Below are 12,683 nucleotides of genomic sequence, written 5' to 3' on the forward strand. Positions count from 1 at the left end.
CAGGGAAAGGGCGATGTCCGGAATCTTGGTCTTCCCTGCCGAACCGTTGCGGTCTGCGGCACCATCGGGGCATGGAGATCCGCGTACTCGGCCCGGTGGCGGCGTACGCCGATGGCACGGCGATCCCCTTGGGCCCGCGTAAACGACGGTATCTGCTGGGACTGCTCGCGTTGGAGGTCAACCGGACGGTGCCGGTGGAGCGCATCGTCGACTTGATGTGGCCGGTCGATCCGCCGCGGACGGCGGTGCACGCCGTGCGGGTGTGCGCGTCGGATCTGCGTACGGCGTTGCACGGCTGGGCCGAGATCGAGGCGCGCGGCGGTGGTTATCTGCTGCGGACGGATCCGTCGGCCGTCGACGCCCACCGGTTCCGGCAGCTCGTCCAGCTGGCGGGGCAGACCGGGGACGACGCCGAGACGGTACGCCTCCTCGATGAGGCGCTGTCGTTGTGGCACGGCGAGGCGCTCGCCGGTGTCGTCCCCGCCGAGGTACGCGATCAGCTCTGCCTCGGCCTGACCCAGGCGCGCATCGGAGCGGCCGACGATCGAGCCGATGCCCTGCTCCGGCTGGGCCGCCACGCCGAACTGCTGGTGGAGTTGTCCGCCGCCGTCGCGGCCGACCCGCTGCGGGAACGCCCGGCCGGGCAGCTGATGCTGGCGCTCTACCGGGCCGGTCGGGCTCCTGAGGCGCTGGCGGCGTACGCCGCCGTCGAGCGGGCGCTCGGCGAGGAGGTCGGCCTGGATCCCGGCCCGGAGCTGCGGCGGCTTCGTCAGCAGATGCTGCTCCGCGATCCGCAGATCGACCTGCCGCAGCGGCGGCCGAGGCAGCTCCCGGCGGCGATCACCGGGTTCGCCGGCCGCGCCGAGGAGCTGTCCATTCTCGACAAGCTACTCGACGAGGCTGCTCCGGTCGTGGCGATCAGTGGGACCGCCGGGGTCGGCAAGACCTCCCTCGCCCTGCACTGGGCGCATCGGGTCGCGGATCGGTTCCCGGACGGCGTACTGCACGCGAACCTGCGTGGCTTCGACGCCGCCGGTCCGGTGCCGGCCGCCGACGTGGTGCGCGACTTCCTCAGCGCGTTGGGGGTGGCGCATCCGGAGGGCGGGGACGCGCAGGCCGCCGCGTTGCGCAGCCGGCTCGCGGGCCGCCGGATGCTGCTCGTCCTCGACAACGCCGCCTCCGCCGACCAGGTCCGGCCGGTGCTGCCCGGCACGCCGGGCTGCTTCGTGCTGGTCACGAGCCGCCATCGGCTCACCGGTCTGGTGGCGGTCGACGGGGCGAACCCCGTCCCGCTCGACCTTCCGTCCTTGGACGACGCCCGGCTGCTCTTGGCGTACCGGCTGGGTGACCTGGTGGAGCGCGAGCCGCAGGCGGCCGACGAGCTGATCGCCGCGTGCGCCCGGTTGCCCTTGGCCCTGGCCGTGGTGGCCGCGCGGGCCGCGACCACCGGGTTGCCGCTGCGCGCGCTGGCCGCGGACCTGGCCGATCTGGACGGGTTCGACGGCGGTGACCCGGCCGCCGACGTGCGGGCGGTGCTGTCCTGGTCCTATCGGGCGGTGAGCGAGCCCGCGCGGCGGATGTTCCGGCTGCTCGGGCTCCGGCCGGGCCCGGCGGTGAGCGCGGCGGCCGCCGCCAGCGCCGCCGGGGTCCCGCTCGGCGAGGCGCGACGGCTCCTGCGCGAACTGGCGAGCGCACAGCTGCTCAGTCACGGTCCGCGCTTCTCCAGCCACGATCTGCTGATGTTGTACGCCACGGAGCTGGCCGAATCCGATGCCGACGCGGCAGCCGCCCGGTATCGGCTGCTCGACCATTACCTGCACAGCGTCGAGGCGAACGCCGCCGTCCTCGACGCCTTCCGGGACCCGCCGGGGCTGCCGCCGCCGATCGACGGCGTGACGCTGGAGGTGACGGCGGACGACGCCGCCGCCCTGGACTGGTTCACGACCGAGTACCCGGCGCTGGTGAACGCCGTGTCGCTGGCCGAGCGGTCCGGTTTGGACAGACACGGGTGGCAGCTGGCCTGTGGGCTCACCGAGGTGTTCGAACGGCTCGGGCGCTGGGAGGACTGGTCGGCCACGCACGAGATCGCGCTGGCCGCCGCCCGGCGGCTCGGCGATCGGGCGGCCGAGGCGCGGTGCCTGGTCGGGTCGGGCCGCGCCGCGATGTGGCGGCGGTCCTGGGCGGAGGCGCACGAGCGGCTCGGCCTCGCCCTGACCCGGTACGCCGACCTCGGTGACCCCGACGGCCTGGCACATACCCATCACAATCTCGGCTACCTCTACGAACAGCAGGGCGGTGACCTGGAGCTGGCGTTGCGGCACAGCGTGTCGGCGTTGGAGCTGTTCCGGGAGTGCGGCGACGAGCCGGGCGAGGCGCGGGCGCTCAACGCCGTCGGCTGGTACGAGTGCCTGCTGGGACGGCCAGGGGACGCGGTCACCCACTGCCGGGCGGCGCTGGACCTGCTGCATCGGCTGGGCGACCGGCGGACCGAGGCGTTGACCTGGGACAGCCTCGCCTACGCCTACCTGGCCCTCGACGAGGTACGCGAAGCGGTCGGCTGTCTCGAACACGCCGTCGGCATGATGGTGGAGCTGGGCGATCCCTTCCACGAGGCCGAGGCGGCCGACCATCTCGGCGACGCGTACGCCCGGCTGGGCGACCCCGAGGCGGCGGCCCGCTCCTGGCGGCGCGCGGTGGACCGGCTGGACGGCCTGGGCCACGCGCGCGCCGACGAGGTCAGGGCGAAGATCAGCAGACCATCTCCACCGTGATGTTGACGGTGTCCTGGCGGGTGTTCCCGGCCGGATCGGTGGCGGTGAAGCTCAGCACGTGGCTGTAGATGCCGCAGCCGCCGGTCAACCGGGCGGTCACGGTCGGGCCCGTGCCGATCAGGACGCCGTTGTCGTACCACCGGGTGGTCAGCGGGAAGCCTTCGGGATCGGTGGCGGTCGCGCTCAGCGTTCCCGACCAGTAGTACCCGGCGGCGTCCATCCCGGTGACCCACAGGTGCGCGCCGTTCGCCGGGCTGGTGATGTGCACGATCGGCGGCTGGTTCACCGGATTGGCGACGAGCGTGATCGGCACGGTGGCGAAGACGCACACGTTGAACGGATCGCAGCCGCGGACTTTGACGGTGTGCGCACCGACGGCCCCGCCGGTCACCACGGTCGGGTTGTGCCCGGTGGCGAACGGAGTCGTCGAGCTGTCGAGGAACCACTGCACCGCCGAGTCCGCCAGCGGACCGCCCTCGTCGTTGCTGACCGCGTGGAACGGGATCGGCTCGGACACCCCGAACGCGGGCGACGTCGTGGTCGGGTTGGTGATCGTGATCGTCGGCGCTCCGTTGTAGACGGTCACCTGCACCGAGTCGGTCGCCTGCACGCCGTTCGGGAACACCGCCGTGGCCGTGATCGTCTGCGCTCCGAGCGGCGGCGTCGCGGAGAGGGAAAGCCCGGTGCCGAGGTAGGAGCCGTTGGCCCGCCAGGTCACCGTCGGGGTGCCGTTGCCGTCGGCGTACACCGTCGCCGCGAACGGGCTCGGTGACCCGGCCGGGAGGATCCAGCCGTCCTGCGGCGTCGTGATCCGGATCGTCGCCGGCATCGCGTCCCGGACGGCGGTCAGCGCGGTGATCACCTTCTGCTTCACCTTGGGATCCGGGCTCGTACGCAGATGCCGCAGCAGGATGTCGAGCACCTCGTCGTTGTCCAGGCCGGGATCGGCCGCCCAGATCAGCGCCGCGACGCCGAGGGCGTACGGCGTGGCGACGCTCGTGCCGTCGGCCTGGTATGCCGTGTTCGACGCCGAGTGCACCGGGTCCGGCCCCACCAGCACGCTCCACGGAGCGAAGACGTCGACGTCCTCGTGGCCGTAGTTGGAGTTCGGATCGTGGTCGAGCGAGTTCTTCTTGAGGCCGCCGACGCAGGTGACCCCGGCCAGCTCGCACGGCGCCCAGAGGTACTTCTCCCAGCACCCGAGGAAGCAGGTCTCCCGGTCGACGTCATCGCCGTCGTTGCCCGCCGCGGCGAAGATGAGCACGTTGGCGACGCCGTGGAGGAACACGGTCACGTTCTCCATCGGCGACATCGTCCACGACCAGGCCCAGTGCACCGACTTGTAGCTGCTCAAGTTGATCAGCTGGACGTTCCACGAGCCGATCAGCGCGTACACGATGGTGAACAGGTCCTGGCCGGTGAAGGTCAGCGTCATCCGGCCCACCGGTCCGGCCGGGCCGGCCGCGGCCCAGTAGTTGCCGGGCACCCCGGCGGCGGCGTTGGCGACATTGGTGCCGTGCCAGTGCGCCCACGACTCGGGTGAGGGGTCGCCCGGGTCGGCGAACGGCACCATGCTCTTCATCGTGTAGCCGGGCGGGATGTCGCCGTTCACGACGGGGGAGAAGCCCTTGTCGAGGATGGCGATGTCGACCTTGTTCGGCCCGAGCAGGCCGACCGAGTCCATCTGCGTCCACGCCTCGGTGACGCCGATGTCCTGCACGCTGCCGCTGTTCAGGAAGTTCCACTGGTACGGGTCGCGGTCGTAGGGGCCGGCCGCGGTGAACCCGGTCGGGCCGACACCGGCCTCGGCCAGCGACCGGGAGGCGTACGACGCCGAGCGGAGGAGCCAGTTGACGCCGACCGCCATGCCGTCGGCGTCGACCGCCTCCTGGGCCGCGATGGTCAGCAGCCCCAGTGCCTCCTTGCTCGACACCGCGAGCGAATCGGCCTTCCGGCGCCCCTCGTTGAGCTTGGCCAGGTTGTCGCTCAACGACTTCGGGTCGGCCAGATCGCCGCGTACGCGGACGGTGTAGGTCGTCACGTCGGACTTGTCCGGCCGCGCCTCGGCGAGGATCGTGCCCTTCCACCGTTCAGCGAGGTCCTTCACCCTGGTCTCGTCGGCCGAGCCGACCAGGATCTCGTCGGCGACGAACTCGGTGATCACCCCGTCGGCGTCGCGCATGGCGGCGACCGGCCGGGTGGTGTCCCGCTCGAATCCGGGCAACGGCTCGGTCGTCGGCGTCACCGACGGGTCGGCGTACACGGTGATCGGGCCGTCGCAACCCTCCTCGTCGGGCATGGCGGCCAGGATCTTGCCGCGTTCGGCCTCACTGCCCGCCTTCGCGGCGGCCACGCACGGATCGTCGGCCGCGGCGAACACGGGTTGCGGCGGCGACAGCACGAGCAGCAGTGCGAACGCGGCGGCCGCACCCCGGAAAGTCCTCATCGGACGATGCTCGCCCGGCGGGTTCACAATCCGATCACAGCGGCGAGTCTCGTGAGCCGTTCCAGTACGTCTAGCTCCAGTACGTGATGTCGTAGTTCATGTAGAGGCGGAAGGCGAAGTCGTCCCCGGACGCCCACGGCCGTGCGGTGTAGGTCAGCCCCTGCAGGTTCACCGTCTCCAGGCCGCGCCCGACCGGCATCGGCAGGAAGCCCGGGGCGTACGGCTCGCTGCTGGCGTGCTCGTTCGACTCGCCGATGCCGTCGTACTCGGTGCCGCTCGCGACGACCCAGACCTCCGCGAAGTCCGGGGTGACCACCTTGGGGCCGATGACGATCGGCGTCATGTTGGTGGCGAACCAGTCGCCGGTGGAGACGTCGCGCGGGTTGTCGTCGTCGCCGAGCTGCCGGCCGTCCACCCGCACCACCGGGCCGTTGCTCCGGCCCTCGAACACGGCCACCGCGAACTCGGCCTCGCCGCTGCCGGCCGGGTCGCCGTCGTTGACCACCTCGATGACCGGGAATCGCAGCTCGATCCGGCGGCGCTTGGTGCGGAACGGATTCGGGTCGCGCTCGGTCCACTGGCCGGTGGTCGTGTCGACGATCAGGATGGTCGCGAAGTAGACGTTGCCGGGCAACAGCGGCTTCGCCTCGACCGCGTGGTTGCCGCCGTACGGACTCCACACGGTCACCAGTGGCTGGGCCACGATGTTCTGCCCGTACGCGTCGCGCACCGGTGGGTCGGCCCCGATCTGCAAGCGCAGCACAGTCGCCCCGTGCGGGAACGTGTCGAGCTGGTGGAAGTAGTAGGTGCCACCGATGTCGATGTACTCGTCGCCGATCCAGTCGGCGTCGGTGTGCTCGCCGAGGCCGATGATCGTGATGCGGCTGACCATCTCGCCGGCCAGGGCGCCGACGTTCGGGTCGAGGTCGGGGTCCATCATGATCCCGTACTCGAGCTGCTGTCCGGGATGGATCGGCGCCGAGGTGAACCGGCCCTCGTGCTCGGCGCGCTGTTGCTGTTGCGGCGTCGGGTCCGGATAGGTGTCGAGCAGCTTCTCCAGCAGGCTGACCTTGCGCCAGGGCTGCGGCACGCCGGGCTGCCCGGGCAGTCCGACGTATCGGTGCCACAGCGCGTAGGAGTGGCCTTCGAAGTCGTATTTGACGGTGGTGAACCCGACGGTGGTGGTGTTGACATCGATGACCACCGTGTAGTCCGCGGCGACAACCTCGGTCATGACGCACCCCCCGCGCTCCAAAACCGATGATCCATCGTAGATCCGAGGCTTCGGGTGGGACCGGAGAATTCTCCAACACGAATCCGCGGAGGCGCAGGCTCAGCCGTGGTGACGCTGGTAGTGCCGAGCCACCCGAGCCCGGTTGCCGCAGGTCGCCGGGGAGCACCAGCGGCGTTGCGGATGAGCGGGCAGGAACAGCAGACGGCACCGGGCCCCTTCGCAGGCGCGTACGCGACGGACGGCCGGATCGGTCACGAGGTCGACCGCCGCTTCGGCCAGCTCGGCGAGCAGGTCGCGACCCGGTACGCCACTGCGATCCACCCGTCGCACGAGCGTGCCGTCGACGACGGTGAGCTGCGCGTACGCCGGGGCCGCCCGGACGGCGTCGTTGAGCGCGGCCAAGGCCGCCGGGGGCGGGGCGGTCGCCTGACGGGCGGCGTCGACGCAGCCGGCGACGTGCTCGCGCAGCTTCCGCAGCTGTGGCAGGTCCAGATCGGCGGGGCGGATGGCGGTGAGGCGATCGAGGTCGTGCTGCGCCGAAAGCCACGCGGAGGCGGTCGCCGGTTCGGCGAACAGGTCCACCGCGACTCCGTCCGGCCGGGTGGCGAGCGTGTTGACCAGGTCCAACGCGAGCGGTTCCCCGACGAGGGGCGGCGGTGTCGTCTCGATCACATGGCTAATGGTACCTCAGCTCCTTGACGCATTAGATGCCGTCGCCGAAGATCTAATGCATCACGACAGGAAAGAGGCATTAGCTATGACCGCGCTGCCGATCCCCTCGCAGGTGCACCACCGATACGCCGACGTCGACGGCGTCACCGTCTTCTACCGGGAGGCCGGACCCGCCGACGCGCCGGCGGTGCTGCTGCTGCACGGCTTCCCGAGCGCCTCGCACCAGTACCGGCGGCTCATCGAGGTGCTGGCCGCCCGCTACCACGTCATCGCGCCGGACTACCCGGGCTTCGGGTTCACCGAGGCTCCGGCGGACTACGCGTACAGCTTCGACGGGCTGGCCGACACGATCGAGAAGTTCACCGACGTCCTCGGGCTGCGCCGGTACGCCCTGTACCTGTTCGACTTCGGCGGCCCGGTCGGGCTGCGGCTGGCCGAACGACGGCCGGAGCGAGTCACCGGGCTGATCGTGCAGAACGCCAACGCGTACGCCGAAGGGCTGTCGGAGCTGGCCCAGGGCATGATCGCCAACCAGCCGGGTGTGCCCGGCGCGGAGGACCAGGTCCGGGGAATCCTGACGGCGGCGGTGACCCGGGGTCAGTACGAAGGCGGCACGGCCGACGTCTCGCGGGTCGACCCGGCCGGCTGGACGCTCGACCAGCACTTCCTCGACCAGCCCGGCCGCGAGGCGGCCCAGATCGCGCTGGCACTCGACTACGGGAGCAACGTCGAGGCGTACCCGCGGTGGCAGCAGTACCTGCGCGAGCACCGGCCGCCGGCGCTCGTCCTCTGGGGACGCAACGACGCCTTCTTCCCCGAGACCGGGGCGTACGCGTACCGCACCGACCTGCCGGACGCCGAGGTCCACGTCTTCGACACCGGGCATTTCGCCCTGGAGGAGGCGCTGCCCGAGATGGTCCCGCTGATCGACGCCTTCCTGGCCCGGCTGCCCCGGCGGATCGCGGTCGTCGGCGCGGGCGGACGGCTCGGCGGGGCGGTCGCGCGGGAGGTCGCCGAGCGCGGCCACCGGCTGACGCCACTCGGACGGTCCACGATGGACGTCACCGATCCGGACTCGGTCGCGACCGCCGTCGCCGGGCACGACGCCGTCGTCGTCGCCATCAAAGGGGAGGACTCGCTCGTCCCCCGGGGCGCGCAGGCGTTGCTCGACGGGCTCGGCCGGGCCGGCGTACGGCGATTGGTGTTCGTCGGCGGCGGAGGCAGTCTGCAGGACCCGGCGGGGCAGCGGTTCGTCGACTCGCCACAGTTCCCCGCGATGTATCTGCAGACCGCCCGCGACCAGGCCAAGGCCCTCGATCTGCTACGCGCGTCGACCGGCCCGGTGAGCTGGACCTACGTCAGCCCGCCCCCGGTCCACCTCGTCGAGGGTCCGCGTACGGGCGACTATCTCGTCGAGGCGCGGGACACTCCGATCGTCGGAGCGAGCGGCGAGAGCCGGGTCAGCATCCCCGACTTCGCCGCGGCCGTCGTCGACGCGGCGGAGACCGGGCGGTTTGACCGGCAGCGGGTGACGGTCGCCTACGCCTGACGGTTCCGCCGCGCTCAAGATCAGCGGAGGATCAGGGATCAGGGTCGAATCTTGATGCGAGATTCGACCGGGATCCCTGATCCGCCGCACTAAGCCGCGTCCAGAGGGCGGCCCCGCGAGGTGACGACCGGCCTCAGGCGAGGTCGAACCGGTCGAGGTCCATGACCTTGGTCCAGGCCGCGACGAAGTCGGTGACGAACTTCTCGCGGGCGTCCTGGCTGGCGTAGACCTCCGCGAGCGCGCGGAGCTGCGAGTTCGAGCCGAAGATCAGGTCGACCGCGGTGGCCGTCCACTTCACCTCGCCGGTACGCACGTCGCGGATCTCGTAGACCTGGTCGTCGGAGGCGGACGCCGTCCACTTCGTCCCCGGCGAGAGCAGGTTGACGAAGAAGTCGTTCGTGAGCACGCCCGGCCGGTCGGTCAGTACGCCGTGCGCCGTGCCGCCGACGTTGTTGCCCAGCGCCCGCAGACCACCGATGAGAACGGTCATCTCCGGTGCGGTCAGGTTCAGCATGTACGCCCGGTCGATGAGCAGCACCTCGGGCATGGTCTTCTCGCCGGGCCGCAGGTAGTTGCGGAATCCGTCGGCCCGGGGTTCGAGCACCGAGAAGGACTCGACGTCGGTCTGCTCCTGCGTCGCGTCCGTACGCCCAGGGTGGAACGGGACCGTGACCGGCACGCCGGCGTCGCGGGCGGCCTTCTCGACGGCCGCCGAGCCGGCCAGCACGATCAGGTCGGCGAGGGAGATCTTCGCCCCGCCGGCGCTGTTGAACTCCTGCTGGATACCCTCCAGAGTGGACAGAACGGTGGCCAGCTGCTCGGGCTGGTTCGCCTCCCAGCCGCGCTGCGGGTCGAGCCGCAGCCGGGCGCCGTTGGCGCCCCCGCGCTTGTCGGTGGACCGGAAGCTGGCGGCCGAAGCCCAGGCGGTCGAGATCAACTGCGCCGTGGTGAGCCCGGACTCCAGCACCTTCGCCTTGAGCGCCGTGACGTCGGCGTCGCCCACGAGCTCGCCCTCGGCGGCCGGCACCGGGTCCTGCCAGAGCTGTGCCTCGGGCACCCAGGGACCGAGGAAGCGGCTGACCGGTCCCATGTCGCGGTGCAGCAGCTTGTACCAGGCCTTGGCGAAGGCCAGCGCGAACTCGTCGGGGTGCTCGAGGAACCGGCGCGAGATCTGCTCATACGCCGGGTCGACGCGCAACGACAGGTCGGTCGTGAGCATCGTCGGCCGGTGCTTCCGGCCGGGATCGTGCGCGTCCGGAATGATCGCCTCGGCGTCCTTGGCCACCCACTGCTTGGCCCCGCCCGGGCTGGTGGACGGCTCCCACTCGTACCCGAACAGGATCTCGAAGAAGCGGTTGCTCCACTGGGTCGGCCGGTCCGTCCAGGTCACCTCGAGACCGCTGGTGATCGTGTCGGGACCCTTGCCGGTGCCGTGCGTGCTGAGCCAGCCGAGCCCCTGCTCGACCAGCGGAGCGGCCTCGGGCTCCGGGCCGACGTGGTCGGCCGCGACCCCGGCGCCGTGCGTCTTGCCGAAGGTGTGGCCGCCCGCGATCAGCGCCACGGTCTCCTCGTCGTTCATCGCCATGCGGCGGAACGTCTCCCGGATGAACGCCGCCGCGGCGAGCGGATCCCCGTTGCCCTGCGGGCCTTCCGGGTTGACGTAGATGAGACCCATCTCGGTCGCGCCGACCCCGCCGATCATCTCCTTCTCGGAGACGTACCGCTCGTCGCCGAGCCAGGCGTCCTCGGGACCCCAGAAGATCTCCTCGGGCTCCCAGACGTCCTCCCGGCCGAAGCCGAAGCCGAACGTCTGGAACCCCATCGACTCCAGCGCGACGTTGCCCGCGAGGACGAGCAGGTCGGCCCAGGAGATCTGCTGGCCGTACTTCTGCTTGACCGGCCACAGCAGCCGCCGGGCCTTGTCGAGGTTGGCGTTGTCCGGCCAGCTGTTGAGCGGGGCGAACCGCTGGCCGCCGTCGCCCGCGCCGCCGCGCCCGTCCTGGATCCGGTAGGTGCCCGCGGCGTGCCAGCTCATGCGGATCATCAGGCCGCCGTAGTGGCCGAAGTCGGCCGGCCACCAGTCCTGCGAGGTGGTGAGGGCGGCGACGATGTCCCGCTTGAGCGCCTCGACGTCGAGCTTGGCGAACTCCTGGGCGTAATCGAAACTCGGCCCCAGCGGGTTGCTCTTGGACGAGTGGGCGTGCAGCACCGAAAGGTCGAGCTGATTGGGCCACCAGTCGCGATTGGTACGCGGCCGGCCGCCGGTCTTCGGCGTCGGCGAGTCGATCGCCGGGTTCTCGCTCTCGCTGCCCTGCGCGGTCACGGAATCCGGTGCGACCTGGCCGGCGCCCTGGGTGTCGCTCATTGCTTCCTCCGAGTTGGCGGTTCACCGGGGAACTGCGGGCAGGCGTCGGCAGTTCCCCGCGAAACGGAATTAAACTGGAACAAGTCAACTTAACGCACAAAGTCTACCGGCGCTGTGTTCGGCCCGACGGGTTTAGGCAGGTTCGCCGCGGTCCATTCGCCGCGGTCCAGCAGCTTCCGCTGGGGGATCGGGCGGCCGTCGCGCCGGAACCTGTACTGACGACACAGGCCCGCAACCGTCATCGGACTGTCATGGACCGGGGCCGGCGGACCGATACCGTGAAGTGATGACCGGCTCCGGCGACTGGCTGACGGGCGCGTACGACGATCACCACCGTGAGCTGCACGCGCACTGTTACCGCCTCGCCGGCAACGTTGCCGAGGCGGACGACCTCGTGCAGGAGACGTTCCTGCGGGCGTGGAAGGCGCGAGACGCCTTCGAGGGACGCTCGTCGGTCCGGACCTGGCTGCACCGCATCGCGACCAACGTGTTCCTCGACAGCCGCAAGCCCGCCGAACGGCGTACGCGGCCGGTCGGCGACGTGCTGGAGTGGAGCACCGAGATCGGGCCCTACCCCGACTGCCTGTTCGACGCCGGTCCGCAGGCCGAGCAGGCCGCCGCCGAGATCGTCGAACTGGCGCTCGTCGCCGCCCTCCTGCACCTGCCGGCCCGGCAGCGGGCCGCCTTCGTGCTCCGGGACGTGTCGGGCTGGACGCCGGCGGAGGTCGCCGACGCGCTGCAGGTCGCGGTCCCGGCGGCCAACGGCCTCGTCCAGCGCGCCCGCGCGACCGTACGCCGCCATGCCCCGGCCGATCCCCGCGACTGGCGGCGACCGCACTTGACCGCGGCGGACCACGAGATCCTGCGCCGCTACCTCGGCACGACCGATCCGGCCGAGCTACGCGACCTGCTCGCCGCCGACGTACGCCTCACGATGCCGCCGGATGCGCCGGTGCTCGGTCGCGACGCCGTGGCCGAGTTCCTCACCCGGCCGCTGGACTGGCGTACCTTCCCGGTCTCGGCGAACGGGCGGCCGGCGGTGGCGAACTACCTCCGGCAACCCGGGCGTACGCGGTACGACGCGCTGGTCGTCGACGTGCTCCACATCGTGGACGGGCGGATCGCCGAGATCAACGCGTTCGTCGGCGGCCGTCACGTGACCACGTTCGGCCTGCCGCGACTACTGGACTGACGCACCCCGCTGGACTGACGCACCCCGCGGAGGCTGGGCTGATACGGCCGGTCAGCCGCTCTTCGCGTCGAGGTACTGGAGCAGCTCGTGCGCGGCCAGCTCCACATCCTTGTGCCGATACTCCGACGCTCGGTAGACGCACGCGATCAGTCCCGTGCGGTGCAGCCGGCGGAGGTCGCCGTAGACGAAGGCGTACCGGGCCTTGGTCTCGTCGGCCGCGCCGATGGTCAGACCGAGGTGCCAGGCGGCGTACTCGGCCCAGTCGTGCCTGTCGAGGTACGCGTTCTGCGCGTCGGCCTTGGGCTGGACCGCGCCCCAGTCGCTGTCGAGCACGTACCGGCGGGAGTCGATCAGCTCACGGGCGAAGGCGACCGCTTCCGGGTTCAGCTCGTACTTGTTGGGCATGCCCGCCGCTTACCCCAAAGCGGCGCCCCGGATTCGCCGGCCGATGATC

At 71.1% G+C, this 12,683-nt stretch carries 8 protein-coding genes; 3 read left to right on the forward strand and 5 right to left on the reverse strand.

What is annotated here, in order from left to right:
- Positions 1-71 precede the first annotated feature (71 nt).
- The gene (locus AB0H43_RS28540) at positions 72-2,771 is read left to right on the forward strand and encodes a BTAD domain-containing putative transcriptional regulator (RefSeq protein WP_360004261.1); all 2,700 of its coding nucleotides are present in this window, start codon (positions 72-74) and stop codon (positions 2,769-2,771) included.
- On the opposite strand, the gene AB0H43_RS28545 is transcribed toward AB0H43_RS28540, so the two are convergent.
- From AB0H43_RS28545 to AB0H43_RS28555, 3 genes are all read right to left on the reverse strand, one after another.
- Complete coding sequence (locus AB0H43_RS28545) at positions 2,749-5,217, reverse strand: S8 family serine peptidase (protein ID WP_360004263.1); 2,469 nt, start codon at positions 5,215-5,217, stop codon at positions 2,749-2,751. The genes AB0H43_RS28540 and AB0H43_RS28545 overlap by 23 nt on opposite strands.
- A gap of 70 nt (positions 5,218-5,287) precedes the next feature.
- Positions 5,288-6,451: a hypothetical protein gene (locus tag AB0H43_RS28550; RefSeq protein ID WP_360004265.1), complete on the reverse strand. Its 1,164-nt coding sequence runs from the start codon at positions 6,449-6,451 to the stop codon at positions 5,288-5,290.
- Positions 6,452-6,550: 99 nt separating this feature from the next.
- Entirely contained in the window at positions 6,551-7,123 is a 573-nt protein-coding gene (locus AB0H43_RS28555) for an ABATE domain-containing protein (protein ID WP_360004267.1), read from the reverse strand.
- 85 nt (positions 7,124-7,208) lie between these two features.
- Here AB0H43_RS28555 and AB0H43_RS28560 point away from each other — a divergent pair, with 85 nt between their 5' ends.
- Positions 7,209-8,672, forward strand: a complete 1,464-nt coding sequence (locus AB0H43_RS28560; protein ID WP_360004269.1) for an alpha/beta fold hydrolase — start codon at positions 7,209-7,211, stop codon at positions 8,670-8,672.
- 133 nt (positions 8,673-8,805) lie between these two features.
- Here AB0H43_RS28560 and katG read toward each other — a convergent pair whose 3' ends face one another.
- On the reverse strand, positions 8,806-11,037 hold the full coding sequence (gene katG, locus AB0H43_RS28565; protein ID WP_360004271.1) for a catalase/peroxidase HPI: 2,232 nt from the start codon (positions 11,035-11,037) through the stop codon (positions 8,806-8,808).
- A 286-nt stretch (positions 11,038-11,323) separates the two neighbouring features.
- On the opposite strand from katG, the gene AB0H43_RS28570 reads away from it, so the two are divergent.
- Positions 11,324-12,229 carry an RNA polymerase subunit sigma-70 gene (locus tag AB0H43_RS28570; protein ID WP_360004273.1) on the forward strand — a complete coding sequence of 302 codons (906 nt, stop codon included), beginning with the start codon at positions 11,324-11,326 and terminating at the stop codon, positions 12,227-12,229.
- A 51-nt stretch (positions 12,230-12,280) separates the two neighbouring features.
- Here the strand turns inward: AB0H43_RS28570 and AB0H43_RS28575 are convergent, their stop codons facing one another.
- A complete protein-coding gene (locus AB0H43_RS28575; RefSeq protein WP_360004275.1) occupies positions 12,281-12,634 on the reverse strand; it encodes a hypothetical protein in 354 nt (117 codons plus the stop codon).
- Positions 12,635-12,683 lie beyond the last annotated feature (49 nt).

Source organism: Hamadaea sp. NPDC050747 (assembly GCF_040654195.1).
In the GTDB taxonomy this organism is placed as follows: domain Bacteria; phylum Actinomycetota; class Actinomycetes; order Mycobacteriales; family Micromonosporaceae; genus Hamadaea.